General features: G+C 62.4%; 19 protein-coding genes. 14 read left to right on the top strand and 5 right to left on the bottom strand.

The window, feature by feature from the left end:
• The first annotated feature begins 75 nt into the window (after positions 1-75).
• The 3 genes from bioB to ACBG85_RS16245 are packed head-to-tail and all read left to right on the top strand — an operon-like array spanning position 76 to position 1,912.
• The gene (bioB, locus tag ACBG85_RS16255; RefSeq protein WP_024487821.1) at positions 76-1,089 is read left to right on the top strand and encodes a biotin synthase BioB; all 1,014 of its coding nucleotides are present in this window, start codon (positions 76-78) and stop codon (positions 1,087-1,089) included.
• A complete protein-coding gene (locus ACBG85_RS16250) occupies positions 1,086-1,310 on the top strand; it encodes a hypothetical protein (RefSeq protein WP_003941741.1) in 225 nt (74 codons plus the stop codon). Before bioB ends, ACBG85_RS16250 begins: the two co-directional genes overlap by 4 nt.
• An 11-nt stretch (positions 1,311-1,321) precedes the next feature.
• Positions 1,322-1,912 carry a DUF2567 domain-containing protein gene (locus tag ACBG85_RS16245; RefSeq protein ID WP_003941661.1) on the top strand — a complete coding sequence of 197 codons (591 nt, stop codon included), beginning with the start codon at positions 1,322-1,324 and terminating at the stop codon, positions 1,910-1,912.
• A gap of 11 nt (positions 1,913-1,923) precedes the next feature.
• On the opposite strand, the gene ACBG85_RS16240 is transcribed toward ACBG85_RS16245, so the two are convergent.
• The gene (locus ACBG85_RS16240; RefSeq protein ID WP_372024021.1) at positions 1,924-2,754 is read right to left on the bottom strand and encodes an SDR family NAD(P)-dependent oxidoreductase; all 831 of its coding nucleotides are present in this window, start codon (positions 2,752-2,754) and stop codon (positions 1,924-1,926) included.
• An 83-nt stretch (positions 2,755-2,837) separates the two neighbouring features.
• Here ACBG85_RS16240 and ACBG85_RS16235 point away from each other — a divergent pair, with 83 nt between their 5' ends.
• Positions 2,838-3,440, top strand: a complete 603-nt coding sequence (locus ACBG85_RS16235) for a TetR/AcrR family transcriptional regulator (protein ID WP_007733070.1) — start codon at positions 2,838-2,840, stop codon at positions 3,438-3,440.
• A gap of 109 nt (positions 3,441-3,549) precedes the next feature.
• Positions 3,550-3,882, top strand: coding sequence for a hypothetical protein (locus ACBG85_RS16230; protein ID WP_003941794.1), 333 nt, complete (start codon positions 3,550-3,552; stop codon positions 3,880-3,882).
• A gap of 14 nt (positions 3,883-3,896) precedes the next feature.
• Here ACBG85_RS16230 and ACBG85_RS16225 read toward each other — a convergent pair whose 3' ends face one another.
• Positions 3,897-4,625, bottom strand: coding sequence for an NUDIX domain-containing protein (locus ACBG85_RS16225; protein WP_007733069.1), 729 nt, complete (start codon positions 4,623-4,625; stop codon positions 3,897-3,899).
• 102 nt (positions 4,626-4,727) lie between these two features.
• Here ACBG85_RS16225 and nadA point away from each other — a divergent pair, with 102 nt between their 5' ends.
• Genes nadA through nadC form a run of 3 tightly spaced genes read left to right on the top strand, consistent with a single transcriptional unit; the run spans position 4,728 to position 8,205 of the window.
• Positions 4,728-5,765, top strand: coding sequence for a quinolinate synthase NadA (nadA, locus tag ACBG85_RS16220; RefSeq protein WP_003941702.1), 1,038 nt, complete (start codon positions 4,728-4,730; stop codon positions 5,763-5,765).
• Complete coding sequence (locus tag ACBG85_RS16215) at positions 5,762-7,333, top strand: L-aspartate oxidase (protein WP_372024018.1); 1,572 nt, start codon at positions 5,762-5,764, stop codon at positions 7,331-7,333. Before nadA ends, ACBG85_RS16215 begins: the two co-directional genes overlap by 4 nt.
• Positions 7,333-8,205 carry a carboxylating nicotinate-nucleotide diphosphorylase gene (gene nadC, locus ACBG85_RS16210; RefSeq protein ID WP_372024016.1) on the top strand — a complete coding sequence of 291 codons (873 nt, stop codon included), beginning with the start codon at positions 7,333-7,335 and terminating at the stop codon, positions 8,203-8,205. Before ACBG85_RS16215 ends, nadC begins: the two co-directional genes overlap by 1 nt.
• Positions 8,206-8,211: 6 nt before the next feature.
• On the opposite strand, the gene ACBG85_RS16205 is transcribed toward nadC, so the two are convergent.
• Complete coding sequence (locus tag ACBG85_RS16205) at positions 8,212-9,120, bottom strand: LysR substrate-binding domain-containing protein (RefSeq protein ID WP_058226964.1); 909 nt, start codon at positions 9,118-9,120, stop codon at positions 8,212-8,214.
• Positions 9,121-9,191: 71 nt separating this feature from the next.
• Here ACBG85_RS16205 and ACBG85_RS16200 point away from each other — a divergent pair, with 71 nt between their 5' ends.
• The 6 genes from ACBG85_RS16200 to ACBG85_RS16175 all read left to right on the top strand — a co-directional run bounded on the left by ACBG85_RS16200 (position 9,192) and on the right by ACBG85_RS16175 (position 16,021).
• Positions 9,192-10,085 carry a dihydrodipicolinate synthase family protein gene (locus ACBG85_RS16200; protein WP_047270128.1) on the top strand — a complete coding sequence of 298 codons (894 nt, stop codon included), beginning with the start codon at positions 9,192-9,194 and terminating at the stop codon, positions 10,083-10,085.
• Positions 10,086-10,133: 48 nt separating this feature from the next.
• Positions 10,134-11,444 (top strand): DUF222 domain-containing protein, encoded by a 1,311-nt coding sequence (locus tag ACBG85_RS16195; protein ID WP_372024014.1) that lies wholly within the window; start codon positions 10,134-10,136, stop codon positions 11,442-11,444.
• Between the two features lie 123 nt (positions 11,445-11,567).
• Positions 11,568-12,080 carry a GNAT family N-acetyltransferase gene (locus ACBG85_RS16190; RefSeq protein WP_372024012.1) on the top strand — a complete coding sequence of 171 codons (513 nt, stop codon included), beginning with the start codon at positions 11,568-11,570 and terminating at the stop codon, positions 12,078-12,080.
• A 93-nt stretch (positions 12,081-12,173) separates the two neighbouring features.
• Positions 12,174-14,165 (top strand): ArnT family glycosyltransferase, encoded by a 1,992-nt coding sequence (locus ACBG85_RS16185; protein ID WP_372024010.1) that lies wholly within the window; start codon positions 12,174-12,176, stop codon positions 14,163-14,165.
• 34 nt (positions 14,166-14,199) lie between these two features.
• Positions 14,200-15,456 carry a hypothetical protein gene (locus ACBG85_RS16180; RefSeq protein ID WP_042925087.1) on the top strand — a complete coding sequence of 419 codons (1,257 nt, stop codon included), beginning with the start codon at positions 14,200-14,202 and terminating at the stop codon, positions 15,454-15,456.
• A gap of 61 nt (positions 15,457-15,517) precedes the next feature.
• The gene (locus tag ACBG85_RS16175; RefSeq protein ID WP_058039484.1) at positions 15,518-16,021 is read left to right on the top strand and encodes a GbsR/MarR family transcriptional regulator; all 504 of its coding nucleotides are present in this window, start codon (positions 15,518-15,520) and stop codon (positions 16,019-16,021) included.
• 36 nt (positions 16,022-16,057) lie between these two features.
• On the opposite strand, the gene ACBG85_RS16170 is transcribed toward ACBG85_RS16175, so the two are convergent.
• Positions 16,058-17,089, bottom strand: a complete 1,032-nt coding sequence (locus ACBG85_RS16170) for an iron-siderophore ABC transporter substrate-binding protein (RefSeq protein ID WP_020969805.1) — start codon at positions 17,087-17,089, stop codon at positions 16,058-16,060.
• Between the two features lie 182 nt (positions 17,090-17,271).
• Entirely contained in the window at positions 17,272-19,131 is a 1,860-nt protein-coding gene (locus ACBG85_RS16165; protein ID WP_030537083.1) for a DUF4012 domain-containing protein, read from the bottom strand.
• Positions 19,132-19,300 lie beyond the last annotated feature (169 nt).

Genomic DNA, 19,300 nt, shown 5'->3' with positions numbered 1-19,300 from the left:
AACGTGAACACCGTTCAACTTGTACGGTGTTCAATTTTGCTGGTTTCGAAGGAGACGTCTGTGACCCCGCCCCCGATTAGCACGGCCCCTGCGACGGTCGACATCCTCGACCAGGCGCGCGAGCAAGTTCTCGAAAGAGGAGTTGGCCTGACCGAAAGCCAGGTGCTCGACGTACTCCGACTCGACGACGACAGGCTCGAAGACCTGCTGGCTCTCGCCCACGATGTGCGTATGAAGTGGTGTGGACCGGAGGTCGAGGTCGAGGGCATCATCAGCCTGAAGACGGGCGGCTGCCCTGAGGACTGCCATTTCTGCTCGCAGTCCGGACTCTTCCAGTCGCCGGTTCGCGCGGCGTGGTTGGACATCCCGAGCTTGGTGGAAGCTGCCAAGCAGACTGCGAAGTCGGGCGCTACCGAGTTCTGCATCGTGGCCGCCGTCCGCGGACCCGACGCCCGGTTGCTCGCTCAGGTTGCCGCAGGCATCGAGGCGATCCGCAACGAGGTCGACATCCAGATCGCCTGCTCGCTCGGCATGCTCACCCAGGAGCAGGTCGACCAACTGGCCGCCATGGGTGTGCACCGGTACAACCACAACTTGGAAACTTCGAAGTCGCATTTCCCGAACGTCGTGACCACGCACTCGTGGGAAGAGCGGTGGAACACGCTTCGGATGGTTCGTGAAGCAGGCATGGAAGTGTGCTGCGGCGGAATCCTCGGCATGGGCGAATCGCTGGAGCAGCGCGCAGAATTCGCGGCCAACCTGGCTGAACTGGAGCCGGACGAGGTCCCGCTCAACTTCCTCAACCCGCGTCCGGGTACGCCGTTCGGTGATCTGGACGTGCTGCCCGCCAGTGAGGCGCTCAAGTCCGTGGCCGCTTTCCGTCTCGCGCTGCCTCGCACGATCCTGCGCTTCGCAGGTGGACGCGAGATCACTCTCGGCGACCTGGGTGCCAAGCAGGGCATCCTCGGCGGAATCAACGCCGTGATCGTCGGCAACTATCTGACGACCCTCGGACGTCCCGCCGAGAAGGATCTGGATTTGTTGGTGGATCTGCAGATGCCGATCAAAGCACTGAACGACACTCTGTGAGCACTCCGGTGACCGAGGAGCGGTACAACCCGTTCACCGGGCGTCGGATCGTCGACGGCGTCGACGATCCGACGCCGACTGCGGCGTCGATGGGGCTCGAGCCTCCTCGCTTCTGCGAGCAGTGCGGGCGCCGCATGATCGTTCAGGTCAGCCCTGACGGATGGTGGGCGAAATGCTCCCGACACGGTGTCGTCGACTCGATCGACGTCGCCCGCAGGTAGCGTCACTCTGTGTGATCTCTCTTCGGCAGACTCGTCTGCGCACCGCGATCGTGATCGCCGCAACCATTGCGGGCGTGAGCGTGCTCGTCGGTGTGCTGTGGGCGTTCTTGGCTCCGGCCGAGCACCTGTTGGTGGTGTCCGAGGGGCGCGGCGTCGCGTTGACGGGTGAGAGCCTTCATCAGTTCGACGCGAGCGCCGTGTTCATCTGGCTGGCACTGATCGTCGGTGTGCTGTCGGCTGTGGCGGCCTGGTTGGCACGCCTGAGTCGAGGTCCTTATGCCCTGGGCGGGTTGATAGTCGGTTCAGTGGCAGGTGCCGGACTGATGGCACTCGTGGGTTCGGGCGTGACAAAACTGCGTTTCCCTACGGCCGACAATCCGGCGGTCGGGGAGATCATCGCGCGGGCCCCGAACGTCGGAACTTTGCTCGTGCTTCTGTTTCAGCCGCTCGCGGCGTGCGTCGTGACATTGGTTCTTGCAGTGCTCAATCCGTACGACGACCTCGGGGTGGGGGACCACCCGGAATCCGGGGATCCGGAATCTGGGGATCCGGCCACCGACACCGAACAGACCGAAGTCGAGAGCCAGCCGAAACTTCCGTAACTGTTGCGTCGCTAGGCCGGCGAGGTCGACGAGCGCTTGGTTTCGGCTTTCATTCGCACGTCACCCAACAGTCGCCCGGAAATCAGCGCGCCCAACCGGCGGGTTGCGAAGCGAGTGCTGATCGAGGACACCCAGTTCGGCAGTCCCGATACGACGGTCGGCGGCGCGTAGCGTCGATCCAGTGCTCGGAAAGCGGTGTCCACCACCTGAGTTGCCGTCTGCATTCGCCCGACCGCCGCGTCTTCGGAGCCGACTACGTCGAAGAACTCGGTGCGCGTCGGACCGGGGCACACCGCCAATACAGTCAATCCGCTGCCGCGAGCTTCGGCCCAGAGTGCTTCGGTGAAGTTGAGTACAAACGCCTTGGATGCGCCGTAGACGGCCATGCCCGGTGTCGGCTGGAACGACGCTGTGCTGGCGATGTTGACCAGTGCTCCGCGGCCGGTGAGAAGGTCGGGCAGGAATGTGTGTGTCAGCTCGACCAGCGTGGCGATGTTGAGCTGAATCTCGGACGTGACGCGCTCGAGATCTTCGTCCACGAATGCCCCGTGTGTTCCGAATCCGGCGTTGTTGATCAGCGAGTCGACGGTGATGCCACGGTTTGTCAGCTCCTGGTGCAGCGATGCACCGACGCCGGGTGCGGCCAGGTCGGCGGGCAGGACTGTCACGATGATGCCGTGGGCGCCACGGAGTTCGGTGGCGAGTGCCTCGAGGCGGTCGGCCCGCCTGGCGACCAGAACCAGGTTTGCGCCGCGAGCGGCAAAGCGATGAGCGAATTCCACTCCGAGCCCAGCGCTGGCTCCGGTGATGAGGACGGTGGTTCCGGCTACTTCGATGGCCATGGTGGCTCCTTCGGTTCGGGTGATCCCAAATGTAGGCACTGACACCATAGTTGTCAATGACAACATTTTGATATGGTGCCACCATGCCCGCCCACGAACAGCCGTATCATCACGGCAGCCTGCGACAGGAACTCCTGGCGTCGGCCGAAGCAACACTCGAACGAGATGGCGTCGACAAGTTGTCGCTGAGGCAACTCGCGCGTGAGGCGGGCGTGAGCCACGCGGCTCCGGGCAAGCACTTTCGTGATCGCCAGGCTTTGCTCGATGCCTTGGCCGAAAGTGGATTCCATCGGATGACCGGTGCGCTCGAGCGGGCAGTCGCGGATGCTCCACCGACCGCGAGGGCCCGGTTCTCCTCGCTCGCCAATGCCTACGTGGATTTTGCGCTGGAGCATCCGGGCCTGCTCTCTCTGATGTACAGCAACAAGCATGCGCCGGGCGCCGCCGAAACTGTCGTCAACGCGGGGCACGCGACGATGGACCTGACCGTCCGGCTCGTTTCGGAAGCTCAGGCCGCAGGTGACATTGCCGCCGGTGATCCGGAAAGTATTGCGCTGGTTGCCTTTGCGACGTTCCACGGCGTCGCGACGCTTGCTGCGGGCGGAATGTTGGGCGACGTGCCGGTGGGCGAGGTGGTGAACGCGGCCTCGACGGTCTTCTGGGCGGGCCTTTCCAGGGCAGTCTGAGGTGGGGCGCGCAATTCCCCAGAGTTCTCACAGAACCAGCACAAGGGAAGCACAAGATTGCGGACTTACATAGGAGTCAAGAAGTTTGATTCCGAGTGGAGGTTCGGCAATGAGTGTTTCAGAGATCGCCCCCAACAGGGGAGTTGTACTTGTCACGGACATCGGATTCGAGCACGGTGCGCGCACGGCCGCCGAGTTTCTCGACGCTGGTTGGAGCGTGGCAGTCACGGCGCGGACGGTCACCGAATTGGTTCGCGTCATGGCGGGAAAACCTGCCCATCGCTTCTTTGCGATTGTCGCCGATCCGACGGATCGTTGGCAGGCCGATCGGATTCTCGATCGGGTGACGACTCGGTTCGGTGTAATCAACCGGGTCATCGATCCGGCCGGCGCCGTGACCTCGGTGTGGTTGCAGCGCGGAAGTCTCGAAGCTGTTGCCTGACAGTGCGATCGGTGTCAGCTTGGCGGCCGTAGTGCGGCGAATTCGTCGGTGACCCGCAAGGTGGAGTCGGTGAAACGGTACAGGGCGGGTGGACGTCCACCCGACTTGCCGGACGGTGCGGTGTTGCCGGTGGGAGTCAGAACGCCTCGACGCCCCAGCACGCGTTGCAAGTTGGTGGCATCGACCTGGTAACCGAGGGCAGCGCAGTAGATTTCGCGCAGTGTCGACATCGCGAACTCTTCCGGGGCCAGCCCGAATGCGATGTTGGTGTACGAGAGTTTCGCGGCAAGTCGATTGCGCGCGTGCCGTACGACGGTTCCGTGGTCGAACGACATCTCCGGCAACTTCGAAACGGGGTGCCAGGCTGTGTCCGGTGGCAGTTGTGGGTCGGCGCTGAGGGGAACGAGTCCGAGGAAGGTCGACGCGATGCGGCGCGGACCCGGCACGCGCTGTGGATCACTGAAGACGGAGAGCTGTTCGAGGTGGGCGACCTTTCGTAGGTCGACCTTCTCGGCGAGGAGTCGTCGAGCGGAGGTCGTCAGGTCCTCGTCGTCGCGCAAAGTGCCCCCGGGCAGGGACCACGTGCCCTTCTGTGGGTTGAGTGCACGCTGCCACAGCAGTACGGCCAACTCTTCACGCCCTTGCGGGCAGTGATCGCCGTCACCTGCGGCGATGCTTGCGGGGAAGGTGCGAACTTGGAACACCGCTGCAAGCACTTCGTGGGTGGTGTTACTATTGGGCACGTTTTCGATCCTAAGTCGAAAACCTCGAATACGCAAATCCGGGCCAGCCCGTCCGGATTTGAACTGGGTGACGAGCCCGGGTTCACGGTGAAGGAGAACGCCATGACGACCACGACGTTATGGGAGGGATCGGCCTCGCAGATTCACGACGGCCCCGGCGGATACAACGGAGTCGAAGCGACCCCCGAGTGGGCCGCTGAGATCAAACGTCTGGCTCGCGAACGCGGCGCGACGATTCTTGCGCACAACTACCAGCTGCCTGCGATTCAGGACGTCGCCGATCATGTCGGTGACTCCCTGGCGCTGTCGCGAATCGCTGCCGAGGCGCCCGAGGACACGATTGTCTTCTGCGGTGTGCACTTCATGGCCGAGACCGCGAAGATCCTGTCGCCGTCCAAGACCGTGCTGATCCCGGACGAGAGAGCCGGCTGCTCTCTGGCCGACTCGATCAATGCCGAGCAGCTTCGTGAGTGGAAGGCCGACAACCCGAACGCGCTGGTGGTGTCGTACGTGAACACAACCGCAGAGGTGAAGGGTCTCACCGACATCTGCTGCACCTCGTCCAATGCCGTCGACGTGGTCAACTCGATCGATCCCGACCGCGAGGTTCTGTTCCTGCCGGACCAGTTCCTGGGAGCTCACGTCAAGCGCGTGACGGGCCGTACCAACATGCAGATCTGGGCCGGTGAGTGCCACGTGCACGCCGGCATCAACGGTGACGAGCTAACGGCCAAGTCCAAGTCGCACCCAGACGCCGAGCTGTTCGTGCACCCTGAATGTGGTTGCGCTACTTCGGCTCTGTACCTAGCCGGTGAAGGCGCGGTCCCCGCGGACAAGGTCAAGATTCTCTCCACCGGCGGAATGCTCGACGCTGCCCGCGTCACCAAGAGCAAGCAGGTTCTGGTCGCGACCGAGATCGGGATGCTGCACCAGTTGCGCAAGGCAGCGCCCGACGTCGATTTCCAGGCCGTCAACGACCGCGCGTCGTGCCCGTACATGAAGATGATCACGCCTGCCGCGTTGCTTCGCTGCCTTCTCGAGGGCAAGGACGAGGTCCACGTCGATCTCGAGATGGCCAAGCGTGCACAGAAGTCGGTGCAGCGCATGATCGAGATCGGTAATCCGGGCGGCGGCGAGTGACCAGCCCTGCCGGGCGTTTCGCCTGGGAGGCTCATGCCGACCTGGTCGTCGTGGGAGGCGGTGTCGCGGGCCTCACCGCTGCGCGCACCGCTTCTCTGCGGGGACTGAAAGTACTCACGGTCAGCAAGGGCGGTCCGACGGACACCGCGACTCAGTACGCGCAGGGCGGCATCGCGGTCGTCGACGATCTGAATACCGATTCCGTCGAGTCGCACGTTTCGGATACGTGTGAGGCCGGCGTCGGTTTGTGCGACGAGGAAGCTGTCTATTCCATCGTCGAAGCTGGTCACGACGCTGTTGCTGCGCTGGCCGCGTTGGGAGCGGTCTTCGATCGCGGGCGAGACGGCGAGGTGTCGCGCACCCGCGAGGGTGGGCACAGCACGCGTCGGATCATCCATGCCGGCGGCGACGCCACTGGCGCGGAAGTGCAGCGGGCTCTCAATGCTGCCGGGCTCCCCGTTCTGTTCGGTGCAGCGGCAGTCCAGGTGGTGACCAACCGGCGTGGGGTGTGCGGACTCATCGTCTCCTCGCCGGAAGGCCTCGGAGTGATCCATGCGCCCGCGGTGCTGCTCGCTACCGGCGGACTCGGTCAGCTGTATGCCTGCAGCACAAATCCGCCCGGAGCGACTGCCGACGGAATCGCGTTGGCACTCGAAGCCGGTGCGGCGATTGCGGACCTGGAGTTCGTTCAGTTCCATCCGACGGTGCTCTTCACTCCGGGCGGGGTAGGCCGCCGACCCCTGATCAGTGAGGCGGTCCGCGGCGAGGGCGCGATTCTTGTCGACACCAACGGTGATTCGGTCACCGCAGGTGTTCATCCGCTGGGTGATCTCGCCCCGCGTGACGTGGTCTCGAGGGCAATCGCAGCACGCCTACGCGATCTCGGCACTGATCACGTCTATCTCGACGCTCGCAAGCTCGACGGTTTCGATTCGAGATTCCCGACCATCACGGCGTCCTGCCTCGAAGCGGGCATCGATCCACGCACCCAATTAATTCCGGTCGCTCCGGCCGCGCACTATTCGTGCGGCGGAGTCGCCACCGACGTCCATGGACGAACGGGAGTGCCTGGTCTCTACGCAGCAGGCGAAGTGGCTCGCACGGGATTGCACGGCGCGAATCGTCTTGCGTCCAACAGCCTTCTCGAGGGTTTGGTAGTCGGGGAGCGTGCAGGAATCGCAGCTGCCGAGCGTCGCGAGGTTCATGCCGAAGTGGTCAACGTGGTGCGCAAGCCGATGACGATCCTGCCGCGAGAGACCGTGCAGTCCGTCATGACGGCACACGCGTCAGTGGTTCGCGACGGAGGCGGTCTCCAGATTGCGCGAGCCGCGCTTGCCGACGCCGAACAGACAGTGGCGGTGGCTGCTCCGGACCTCGAAGACGCGGCGCTCACGTTGACCGCGACTGCATTGGTCGACGTGGCCGTGGCGCGAACCGAGAGCCGTGGCTGCCATACCCGCACCGACTATCCTGAAACAGATCCGAATCAGCGTCGCAGCACTCGGATCAAGATGGGTGCCGATGGAGCGCTCGAAATACCCGACATGTTGTTGACAGGAGTTCATTGATGACCGAGCAGAAGATCCTGCCCGCGCCGCTCGACCGTGACGAGCTGCTCACATTGGTCAGGCTCGCTCTGGACGAGGATCTGCGCTATGGACCCGACATCACTTCTACCGCAACGGTTCCCGCCGATGCGGTCGCGAAGGCGTCGGTCGTCTCACGCTCCTCGGGTACTGTCGCCGGCATCGACGTCGGACTGCTTGTTCTCGACGAGGTGATCGGCGCGGGTAACTACGAGGTCGTTGATCGGGTGGCCGACGGAACTCGGGTTGCGCCAGGTCAATCGGTGCTCACCGTTGTCGCGCTTACCCGCGGACTTCTCACGGCAGAGCGCACGATGCTCAACCTCGTCTGCCATCTCTCGGGAATCGCCACGGCGACATCACAGTGGGTCGACGCCATTGCCGGCACTCATGCCAAAGTGCGGGACAGCCGAAAGACGCTGCCCGGACTGCGTTCTCTGCAGAAATATGCAGTCCACGTGGGCGGAGGCGTCAACCACCGTATGGGATTGGGCGACGCGGCGTTGATCAAGGACAACCATGTTGCTGCTGCCGGTTCGGTGGTCGCAGCACTTCGTGCGGTCCGTGAGCTCGCCCCGGACATCGAGTGCGAAGTTGAGGTCGACAACCTCACTCAGCTCGATCAGGTGCTGGCGGAGAACGTGGAACTTGTTCTGCTGGACAACTTCCCGCTGTGGCAGACGCAGATCGCGGTCCAGCGCCGAGACGCTGTTGCTCCAGAAACCAAACTCGAGTCATCCGGTGGTCTCACCATCGACGTTGCCGCAGAGTACGCCCGAACCGGCGTCGACTACCTCGCTGTCGGTGCCTTGACGCACTCGGTGACGGTCCTCGACCTCGGGCTCGACATGTAGGTGTCGCTATTGCTCGGCGTCCAGCAGTTGCGGGACGGCCGAGCGAAGCGCGTTTGTCACGGTTGCGACCGCCGGGTGAGCGTCGGAGCCCGCTCGGTGTGCAATCTTGGTCCTTCGTCGAATGGGCATCGGCGTCAGGCGCACACCTAGCGGCGGATGGATTGCTCCGAGTTCAGGAACCAGCGAAACACCCTGTCCCGCAGCGACGAGGGCGAGAACGGTGGCGAACTCGTCGATGTGGTGTCGCACTTTCGGGGTGAATCCAGCTGCCCGGCATGCGCGAATAGTCATTGCATGACAAGCAGTTCCGGGAATTGCGGTAATCCAGGGACGTTCTACGCAGTCGGTCAGCGATGCGACAGCGTCGTGGGGATCTGACTCGATGTCACTCGATGCGAGGTACACGGCTTCGCTGCAGAGCGGCAATGTCGTCAGGCCCGGTTCGGTGGGGCGAGGGACGAAGTCGTAGTCGTGAATCAACGCCAAGTCCAGAGTCCCAGCTCGTAGGTCGTCGGCGACGTCCGCCGGGTCGATCTCCGAAACCATCGGTTCCAACCCGGGATGCTCGCGAGACAGGGCGATCAATGCCGCCGGGAGGATCGCCCGTGCCGCGGTCGGGAACGTTCCGATGCGCAGCGGCCCCGCCAGTCCACGACGTGCGTCGACCAATTCACCTGACGCCTGCTCCAGGCGTTGCAGGATGGCTTCGGCATGACGTGCGAGGTTCTCACCGGCGGGTGTGAGTCGGACGCGACGGCCTGTTCGTTCCAGCAGCGGCACGCCGGCTTCACGTTCGAGGACGGCCAACTGCTGCGACACCGCGGAGGGACTGAACGACAGCGCCTCGGCAACGGCAACGATGGTTCCGCGCAGCGCTAGTTCGCGCAAGAGCTTCAGTCGGCGAACATCGAGCATCAGCTCAGCTTACGCTCGACGATGGAAATGCGAACTAGACCTACAAGGTTTGTTCGGTGAGGCTGAGTTCTATGACTACGACTCGAGTTGACCTGGCCGGAATCCATGTTCCACTGATCACGCCCTTCGAGAGCGACGGTCGTATTGCAACCGATGCACTCGAACAGCTTGCGCACCAGGTCCTCTCCGAGGGTGCGGTCGGACTCGTTGCGCTGGGGACTACAGCGGAAGCCGCAACACTCACCGAGCAGGAGAGAGTGACCGTTCTGGATATCTGTGCGAATGTGTGCCGTGCGAGAGGCGCGACGTTGATCGTCGGCGCGGGCAGTAACGACACGGCGGCCAGTGCGCAGGCGCTCGGGAGGCTGGCTCGGTGGCCTGAGGTCTCGGCGGCGTTGGTGCCGGTTCCCTCCTTCACGAGGCCGTCGAAAGCCGGTGTGGTGGCGCATTTCGCGCATCTGCAGTCGTCGAGCCCAGTGCCGCTGATCGTCTATCACGTGCCGTACCGAACTGCGTGCGATCTGGACAGCGGCACTTTGCAGGAGGTGGGTACTTTGCCCGGGGTTGTTGGTGTGAAGTATGCCGCGGGCGGTATCGACGCAGCTGCCGTCGAACTCTTCGCGGATCTTCCGGGCGACTTCGCCGTACTGGCGGGGGATGATCTATTTCTCGCGCCTCTTCTGGCCTTGGGTGCGGCCGGTGGCATCTTGGCGTCCGCTCATGTGTCGACCGCTGAGTTCGTCCGCTTGGTAAAAGCTTGGGACAGTGGCGATGTGGACGGCGCCCGTGACCTCGGGCGGAGTTTGTCGAAGCTGTCCGGAGCTCTGTTTTCCGAACCGAACCCGACTGTGATCAAGGGCGTATTGCATGCGTTGGGACAGATTCCGACTCCCCATGTGCGACTGCCGTTGCTACCTGCGGGTGACGAATCGGTAGCGCGGGCGCTCGAGGTCTACCACTCTTGACTCGAACGCATGTTCGAGTATTGTGTGGGGAGGGGATCGGGGGATTCAATGAGTGTCTTGTTGTCGGATGTGGTGTCGGGTTCTGCGGTGGGGTTACGCGGACGCCTGTGGCGGTTGTCGGCTGCTGAGTTGCGGGCTGCTGCTGTCGAGGCGAGTGCGGAGATTCTGCGCCTCGAGGCGGTGCGTGTGGCGGTGGTGGACGAGTTGTCGTTGCGCCCGGATGATCAGGTGATTGCCAGCCGCGGTGTCGGTTCGTGGTTGGCGGCGAACACGATGCTGCAGGTTCGGGACGGGAAGAAGATCGCCGCGTTGGGTGCGGCTTTGCGGCCGTTTCCGGCGGTGGCGGCTCGGTTCGATTGCGGGGATTGCTCGTTCGAGCATGCGGTGTTGATCGTGGCGTTCTGCGAGTCACCGCCGAAGGGGATGCCGGAGGAGGCATTACCGAAGTGCATCGATTTGTTGTTGGCTGCTGCGTCGGGTGTGGAGGCGACGACGACGAAGGTGCGGAACGTGATCGCGACGTTGGAGAGGTTGTTCGAATCGGATGAGATTCCGCCCGCCGAGGATGTCGATCTCAATGAGTTGCGGATCGCCTCGACCTTGAATGGTCGGGTGGTGGTGCGTGGGGATTTCGATGCCCTCACCGGGGAAATGTTGTTGTCGGCGTTGTCGAATCTGACGATGCCGACCCCGGCACCGGACGGGACTCCCGATGCCCGGTCGGCGGCGAAGCGGACTGCGGATGGGTTCACCGAACTGATCCGGCGCTACCTGGACTGCGCGAGGACTGGTACCGATGGTGGTCAGCGTCCGCATGTGAACGTGCACATCAATGCTCGTGATTTGGCTGAGCATCGGGATTGTGCCGCACAGTCTTCGGATTCGGGTGATGACGGCTCACTGGAGCTGTCCGATCTTGATGTCGGGCACATGCCCTGGCTGGGACCGCTGTCGGTGTCGCAGACCAGGCTTCTCGGGTGTGATTGTTTCCTCTCCACGGTCCTGCTCGACGATCACGGCGCGCCGCTCGATGCGAAACCAGGGAAGAGGTTGGTCACCGCCGAACAGCGAGTGGCGTTGATTGCCCGAGACAGAGGCTGTGCGTTCCCGGGTTGCACATGTGTACCGGCGTGGACCGATGCGCACCATATCCGGCACTGGGCCAACGGCGGGCCGACGGTGATGAACAATCTGGTCCTGCTGTGCCGTTCACATCATCGGTTGATGCACCGCAAATCAGAGTTCGTCGGGAAGTGGGTGATCCGGATCGGTGTCGACAACAAACCCTGGTTCATCCCGCCGCCCTCGATCGACCCCGGACAGCACCCGCGACCGGCCAACACCACATTCAAAACCTGACTGAGTGGTGACACCCGTTCAGGCGCACAACTTCACGCCGATAGGCTTCAACTCGGAGATACACCCGGGTTGGGGCCTGGAGGCCGTGTTGTTGTGAACGGCTGCAGATATGGGGGAGGTCATATGGTTGTCGACGTTGTGCAAGCGGTCGAGACCGATGGGCCGGAGATTCTGGCGCTGCGGCACGCGGCAGAAGACTGGTTGGCAGAACGCGGAATCATCCAGTGGCGCCCGCGTGAAGTGTCTGTCGAGCAGGTCGGGGAGCAGATTTCGAGAGGGGAGTTCTTTGTTGCGCGAGACCGGGAACAGTCGAGGATTGTCGGTGCCCTGCGGTTGATCTGGTCAGACCCCGTGGTCTGGCCCGATTCGAACGATCCTGCCGGCTACGTGCACGGATTGGTTATCGACCGAGAATTCTCGGGCACCTCGTTGGGCGAACGCTTACTCGGCTGGGCCCATCGACGTTCCGCGCAGGAGAACGCGCAGTACCTGCGGCTCGATTGTGTAGAAACCAACGTGCGGTTGCGCCGCTATTACCGAGACGCGGGTTTCGCCGAGGTAGGGCGTCGTGACTTCGGAGACGATGCCGACAACGGTTGGTTCAGTGTCGTGTTGTTCGAGCGCTCCCTGACCTGATCCATTCACAGCAACTTTCCAGGCGGCTCCCAGTGCCGCCAGGGTTGGAGACGCGATCGTTGGCAGGACAGTAACTCGTGAAGGGACTTCCTGATGACCGCCGTTCTGCATCCGGCCCCGCCTCAGCGCCCGGCACCAACTGCCCATCGAGCGGAGTTCTCGCCGTCGTGGTTCCGCACGCGCAGTACAGGATTGGCGCTGACGATCCTGTTGGCAGCAACGGCAGTCCTGTATTTGTGGAATCTGACCGCGAGTGGCTACGCCAACACCTTCTACGCTGCGGCGGCGCAGGCCGGCTCCCAGAATTGGAAAGCGTGGTTCTTCGGTTCCCTCGATACCTCGAATTTCATCACTGTCGACAAACCGCCCGCTTCATTGTGGGTCATGGGTGTGTCCGGACGAATCTTCGGATTCTCGAGTGCCAGTCTTCTAGTTCCGCAGGCGTTGATGGGCGTCGGATCAGTTGCGCTCGTGTATGCGGCCGTCAAACGAGTGGCGTCGCCCGCTGCGGGTTTGGTGGCGGGAGCTGTGTTGGCAGCTACGCCCGCTGCCGCCCTGATGTTCAAGTTCGACAATCCTGATGCACTGTTGGTTCTGCTCATGACTCTTGCCGGCTACTTCGTGATTCGGGCTATGGGCACGGCGATCGGTCGTCGAGCCGCGATGTGGGTGGCGCTCGCAGGAGTAGCGCTGGGGTTTGCCTTTCTCACCAAGATGCTGCAAGGGCTGATGGTGTTGCCTGCATTCGGTGCCGCGTATTTGATCGCCGGACAGGTGCGCTTGCGGACTCGCCTGGTCCACCTGGTGATCGGTGCTGCGTCCGTTGTCATATCGGCTGGGTGGTGGGTGTTGGCAGTGTGGCTGTGGCCCGCTGATTCTCGCCCGTACATCGGCGGATCGACCAACAACAGCGTCATGGACTTGGTACTGGGATACAACGGATTGGGTCGACTTTTCGGGAGCACCGGTGGCGGTGGCGGAATGGCCGGTGGCAGTGCAGGTTCGAGCTTCGGGGGAAGTGCCGGACTCGAACGGCTGTTCGGCAGCGAGATGGGTATCCAGATTTCCTGGCTTATTCCTGCGGCTTTGATTGCGCTGGTGTTCGGCCTGCTCGCCTGTGGGCGCGCACCGCGCACAGATCTTGTCCGTGCGTCGTTGATCCTTTGGGGTGGCTGGTTTCTCGTTACCGGCCTGATCTTCAGCTACATGTCCGGCACGATCCACCCCTACTACACAGTTGCGCTGGCGCCCGCCGTCGCGGGGATGATCGGGACCGGTGGATACGCTCTGTGGTTGGTCCGTGCCCGTTGGATCGGACGTTGCGGGTTGGCTGCGACGATGCTGGCCGCAGGAATCTGGAGCTGGGTGTTGTTGCACCGCAATGCCGACTGGCTGCCGATGCTGAAGTGGATTCTGTTGGCGGGCACTGTCGTCGGCGCGATCCTGGTTCTCGTGGGAGCTAAGGATCGATTTCGCAAGCTCGCTGTCGCTGGATTGATTCTTGGATCGTTGGCAGGGATAACCGGTTCTGCGTCTTACGCGATTGCCACTGCCGCAACAGCGCACGGTGGGTCCATCCCGACGGCCGGACCGACCGGCGCCGTGTCCGACTCCGGAATCGGCGGGGGAGGAGGTATGGGTGGGGGCCCAGAGCTGCAAAACGGTGACGCTCCGCCGAATTCTTCTGACGCGACTGTAAATCCGGCGTCGAACGGGCAAGAACTGAGTAGCGGCAGTGAAAGTACTTCCGAGTTGACGGCAATGCTGGTCAATGCGGGCACCACGTGGTCGGCCGCGACCAACGGCTCGCAAAGCGCAGCAACCTACGAGTTGGCCAGCAATACCGCGGTGATGGCGATCGGCGGTTGGAGTTCCGATCCCGCACCGACATTGGATCAATTCATCCAGTACGTGGCAGACGGAAAAATTCACTACTACATTGCCGGTGGCCAGGGCGGAAGCCAGCGAGAGCGCCAAAGCGGGGACAGCACGTCGAATGTCATCCAGGAATGGGTCGAAGCGAATTTCACGTCGACAACGGTGGGAAATTCCACGATCTACGACCTCAGCGGGTATGTCGGATAGCGACGTAGTTGTTGTGGTAGGCAATGATCGAGAAATGTCTGGGCGCACCGCACACGAGTCGAACCGTCGCCGCGAGCAATGGACCTGGCGTGACGGGCTGGTGATCGTCTCGATCGTCGCCTTGGGAACTGTTGTCGCGGCGGTGACGAACGAGGACACGGGCGCGTCGATTCCCGGCTGCGATTCGGTGGCATCGCCGGGTCCGCCGGTGCGTATCAACTACGGTTTTGCCGGTGAGCCCGGCTATGACGACCCGGACTATCCATGGTTCTCGGGACCGAAGGCCACCGCCATGAGCGACGCACTACTCGAATCGCTGCCTTCCGATGTCGACGTTGCATTTGCGAGTCCATCGAAATCGCTCGAGTTTGCGCCGATCCAGAATTACCGGGGTGCCTCGTTTCCTGACGGGGTCGACCCGATCGAGTTCAGCGGTTCTACGTCGGCGAAGGGAACCTTGACTCGCGTCGGGCGGACTGCGGATATCTCGGTTCAGGTGCGTGCATGGGATCAGCCGGTGCCGCCGTGCTTGGAGGGTCTGGTGGATCGGCGGGAGCATCTCGAAAACGGAACAGTGCTCGACATCGCCGATTTCGAGGACAGAGCCGATTTCGAAGACACAGACGGTTCGGAAGTCGGGGGCGAGCGCGGAGTCGTCGCGTATCTCGGTGATGGATCCCGGGTTGTTGCCAGCGTCGACACGTCGACCGGAACTTCGTCGGATGCTTCCCCGCTCTTGACGATGGACGAACTGATCGCGTTAGCGACCGCGCCGGGGCTTGCGGTGACTGCGCCGGTTCCAGACTCGACGCCGCCGCCGATGGCATCCTGCTACACCGATTCTGTGAATGCCGGTCCACCTGCGTCGCGCATGGATATCGACCGACTGAATCAGTTGCTCGATGCACGTTGGAAGGATCTCGGCGCGGCAGGCGTCACTTTGGAGCGCCCGCTCGGTTCGTTGGTTCCAGATGATTACGGACAGGGAGGAGTGTGCGAGCGGATCGTCGCCTCGACAGCGGACGGCAGCAGCGATGTCGAAATATCAGTTGGTACCGCTGTGCCGGAACCGGGTGAGACACTGACGTTGCCAGGCTCCACCACCGTGACTCGCCTGGTCGATCCCGATGGCTCGGGCGATGACACGGTCCGGGTTGTTCACCCCTCCGGCGAAACAGTAGTGGTGACCCAGTTCGTGACATCGGCTGGCTCCACATCGGCGTCGCCTTTGACAATCGAACAGCTCGAGTTCATCGCAACCACTCCAGGGCTGGTGATTTCGGCTCGGTGACGGTGGTGCTGGCACAATAGTGGCGAATTGTTCGTACCCAGAGACGTCGGAGGCTCAACGAATGGGCGATGCCAGCCCTGCTCGCGGTGACGATTTCTCCACCTGGTTCATCGACCAGTTCTCCGTGTACTGGCAGTCCGGCGGTGGGGCCCGCATCGAAGGACGTATTGCGGGCTATCTGTTGATCAGCGAGTCGCCAGGGGTCAGCGCCGAAGAGTTGGCGCAGGCACTCGGAGCAAGTCGCGGATCGGTGTCCACCTATATTCGTCGGTTGATCGACCGGGGGTTCGTCAAGCTCACGCGCAGGCCTCGGGATCGGACTCACTACTACGTCATGGATTCCGACGTGTGGGGCGGATTCCTCGAAACAGAGCACGTGTATCTCGAGAATCAACGCAAGCTTGCGACCGAGGCCCTGCAGTACGCAAATCCCAACGGTCCCGCGTACATTCGTGTGCTCAACATGCGCGATTACATGGGGTGGATCATCGACAATCGCATGCTGAGCAGTGAGTGGATGCGATTCAAAGCTGAACGCGACGGCAAGAAACCCGCGTCCGAATAGGACGCGGGTTTCTCGATCGCACGATGCTGATCTACATCACTTGTTCAGCTTCGCGATTGCCTCGTCGATCATCGGCACGTAGCGCTCGAGCGACCAGGGCACGGTCAGAGGGTTGATCATCGAGGAACCGGTGACGAAGGGCTGTTCGGTCGGAGCGATGACAGTTCCCCGAGCCACAGCGGGGATTGCCTGGTAAGCGGGCTGCGCTTCGATCTCGGCCCGGTTGGCCGGGTCCGAGTAGAAGGTGAAGAGCAGGTCGGACTTGTCGAGGAGGTTTGCGTTCTCGAGGCCGATGACGGCGGAGTCTGTTCCTTCAGATTCCGTCAAGGTGTAGACGACGGGATCCACCTGCAGGCCAAGTGCGCGGACCATGGCCACACGCTGCTCTTCGGCGAAAAAGACGCCGAGGGTTCCTGGGCCCGTGTTGTAGATGAAGGAGAAGCTGACGTCGGCGTAGTTCGGATGTGCTGCAGTCGATTCCGCGAACTGCGACTTGATCTTGTCGATTTCGGACGTTGCCTTCTCGGATTCACCCATGGCTTTGCCGATGACGTTGATCTGGTCTTCCCACGTGATGGTCCAGGGGCTCTCGGCGTAGGCGACGGTCGGCGCGAACGCGTTGAGTGAGTCGAACTGCTGCTGTGTGATGCCGGACCAGGGGGCGAGGATCAGGTCGGGTTCGAGAGCGATGATCGCCTCGATGTTGAGATCGGTTCCGCCGGTGAACTGCTCTGGCAGTTCGCCACCTTGCTTCGTGACCGCTTCGTGGACCCACGGCAGATACCCGGTGTCGTCGCTGCCCCATGCGTACTTTTCGACGCCGACGGGGATCGTGCCGAGCGCGATTACGGTCTCCGCCGACCCCATGCCGAGAGTCACGATTCGCTCGGGCTTTTCGGTGATGACGGCGTTTCCGAGCGCACTTTCGATGGTGACGGTTTCGAAGTCGCTGCTGCTCGATTCGGTTGCGGTGTCGTTGTTACTGCATCCGCCGATTACCAGGGCGGCAATGACCAATCCACTCAGCGCCACAGTTCGGCGAAGTGAGCGCACACGGGCGTATCGCATGGGGAACCTTCCGTTGTCGATGCGCCGAGGAGTGAGACTCCGACGGATCGCAGCCGACGGCCGGTTCCAGGCGCGTCAGGAAGCATAGGCTAGCCTTCGCCAAAGTTTCAAATCTGCTGAAAGTTCACGAGCCCGACAAACGGCGACATGCCAGGGGCCTCGTCGACGTTTGCCGGTCAAGCTCAGCAGGTAGGCACGTCGACGGTAATCTTCGGGTCGTCGACCAGCGGCTGGACCGGTACGCGAGCTTCGCCCTCGGCTGTGGGCTCGGTCAGATCGAACTTCAGCTCAACCGTCTGGCCTCGCGGAATGACGGCCCTGGTCATGTAGGCCGGGTGACCCTGTTCGGTTCCGTTGACGGCAAACGAAATCTGTCCACCCACGGAGACGGCATCGAGTTTGGCGCCGGCTGTCGCAAGCAGAGTGACTGCAGCCACATTGGTGCCATTGGGCAGTCGTCCGGGGTTGTCGACGATCCCGCTGACATATTCGGTCAGGTCGGCGTCGGGCGCGTTGTTGGTCAGTCGAACGGTGACCGTTGTCTTTCGGGTGTCGCCGGTGCACGTCTGGGCTGTGTAGTCGATTTCTCGTGTGAGGTAGTAGTCGAGCTTGTTGCCGGCTTGGTTGTTGATCACCACACCGGCATACGGAGCCGCATCATCGGGAATGGTGTGCCCGAGGACGGTGTCGGCAAGAACCGATTGTTCGTCGGGGTGAGAGCTCCACACTGCGATTCTGCCCTCGCTGACACCTCTGCCCAGAGCCTCCAGTAATGCGCTCGGCGACTTGATGTTCCCGGTCATCTTCGCCACGACACGGGCCGCGATTGTCTGCAGATACTGCTTTCGTGCCTTGTTGTCGGAGGGAAAGCGTGCGTACGCGGTCGACTCGGTCAACTCAACGACGTTGTCGGCGGTGACCGACTCTCCGTCCGGCATCTCTACTGGTCCCACCGCCTCGAGGAGGTAACTCAGTGCTATCGGATCGGTCGCTATCGCGCCGTCGACCAGCTCACCCCCGGACTCCTGTGACCACAGGGACTGCCAGATCTGCGCTGCGTAGGGAAAGTGCGAGCTGAGGTTGCTGTTGCGAAAATCGGTGGTCGGTCGACTGTTTCCGTACAGCTGGTTGAAGTCAGGACCAAGGTCTATCGGTTGATTGTCCAGTGTTAGTTCGGAGTTGGGGGAGAGTGTGTCCACCCGAGCGGCGCCGTTGTCGACTCGGACGATGCCGTATCCACCCAACAGGCCGCCGGTTCCTCGCGCTTCCGCATTGGTCTGGAAACCGATGAAGTAGTTGCGCGGTCCGTCGGTGCCGAGCATCGCCGGTGCGATGCGCGCCGCGGTGGCGGTGTTCGTCAGGAGGGTAGCCAGTTCGCTTGTCTGCGACTGTAATTCTGCTCTGGCATCGTTAACTCGGCCCAGGTACTTCGATTCGGGAACTTCCTGTGCCTGCGACGACAGCAATTCCGCGGCGATAGCTGTTTCGGCCAGTTTCGGTTCCGCTTCGCGTAACGGTGCGAGTGCCAAGCGCCCACCGGGCTGCACCAATTCCGTTGGTGCGAGTGAAGTTCCGGTAGTCACGGCAGGGCCGAGAACGTCACGCGTAAGCCCCTGAACGACCTCGGTCATCTGGCGCGTCGACTCGAACGGCGACCCGATGACGGGAATTGCGGCGGTGATGTTCCAGGGGAGTGAATGGGTGTTGTCGTATGCAGCCGATGCTTCGCGATCGGCTTCCGCCGCGGCAGACTCTGCGACTCCCGTATCTCCGGCCAGGAGAGCGCTCTTCGCCGACTGTGCGTGGTCGCGAGCCGCCTCCAGGTTGTCTTTCGCTTCGTATGCCGTGTACCCGAGCCATGCCACGAAACCGCCCACTACCAGCGTCGTTGCGGTGATCGCGACTGCCGTTCTACGGCTTCGGAGAAAAGCGGCCGCCCCCTTGGTTTCGCGCTCCGGGCCCCTCGGTGGGATGGTGTTGGAGCCGCTCGGTTCAGCCCCGGAATCGTCGTCGGACTTTGGTCCCACCGTGTCGTTGTTCATCCGCTGAAGCTCCTGACGTTTGAGTGCGTGAAAGCTGCGTCGACATGTCTAGCAGTGTTGGCCCAGTGGTGAAAACTTAGACGAGACAGTAGGGTTCGGTTCGGCCGTTCGTGGTGTTCGCTCCCATGGATTCACGTGATCAGCCACCGAACGTTCGTGAAAAACAAGG

The sequence above is a fragment of the Rhodococcus sp. NyZ502 genome (genome assembly GCF_041464245.1).
In the GTDB taxonomy this organism is placed as follows: Bacteria; Actinomycetota; Actinomycetes; order Mycobacteriales; family Mycobacteriaceae; genus Rhodococcus_F; species Rhodococcus_F qingshengii.
Note: the sequence above shows the minus strand (reverse complement) of the source record. Positions and strands in the feature narration are given on the sequence as shown.

Excerpts from the sequence above, each read along its gene's own strand:
- ACBG85_RS16235 (WP_007733070.1), top strand. The coding sequence starts at position 2,838 with ATGCCCGCCCACGAACAGCCGTATCATCACGGCAGCCTGCGACAGGAA.
- ACBG85_RS16205 (WP_058226964.1), bottom strand. The coding sequence starts at position 9,120 with ATGCTCGATGTTCGCCGACTGAAGCTCTTGCGCGAACTAGCGCTGCGC.
- nadC (WP_372024016.1), top strand. The coding sequence starts at position 7,333 with ATGACCGAGCAGAAGATCCTGCCCGCGCCGCTCGACCGTGACGAGCTG.
- ACBG85_RS16240 (WP_372024021.1), bottom strand. The coding sequence starts at position 2,754 with ATGGCCATCGAAGTAGCCGGAACCACCGTCCTCATCACCGGAGCCAGC.
- ACBG85_RS16230 (WP_003941794.1), top strand. The coding sequence starts at position 3,550 with ATGAGTGTTTCAGAGATCGCCCCCAACAGGGGAGTTGTACTTGTCACG.
- ACBG85_RS16190 (WP_372024012.1), top strand. The coding sequence starts at position 11,568 with ATGGTTGTCGACGTTGTGCAAGCGGTCGAGACCGATGGGCCGGAGATT.
- ACBG85_RS16175 (WP_058039484.1), top strand. The coding sequence starts at position 15,518 with ATGGGCGATGCCAGCCCTGCTCGCGGTGACGATTTCTCCACCTGGTTC.
- ACBG85_RS16195 (WP_372024014.1), top strand. The coding sequence starts at position 10,134 with ATGAGTGTCTTGTTGTCGGATGTGGTGTCGGGTTCTGCGGTGGGGTTA.
- nadA (WP_003941702.1), top strand. The coding sequence starts at position 4,728 with ATGACGACCACGACGTTATGGGAGGGATCGGCCTCGCAGATTCACGAC.
- ACBG85_RS16200 (WP_047270128.1), top strand. The coding sequence starts at position 9,192 with ATGACTACGACTCGAGTTGACCTGGCCGGAATCCATGTTCCACTGATC.
- ACBG85_RS16180 (WP_042925087.1), top strand. The coding sequence starts at position 14,200 with ATGTCTGGGCGCACCGCACACGAGTCGAACCGTCGCCGCGAGCAATGG.
- ACBG85_RS16165 (WP_030537083.1), bottom strand. The coding sequence starts at position 19,131 with ATGAACAACGACACGGTGGGACCAAAGTCCGACGACGATTCCGGGGCT.
- ACBG85_RS16170 (WP_020969805.1), bottom strand. The coding sequence starts at position 17,089 with ATGCGATACGCCCGTGTGCGCTCACTTCGCCGAACTGTGGCGCTGAGT.
- ACBG85_RS16185 (WP_372024010.1), top strand. The coding sequence starts at position 12,174 with ATGACCGCCGTTCTGCATCCGGCCCCGCCTCAGCGCCCGGCACCAACT.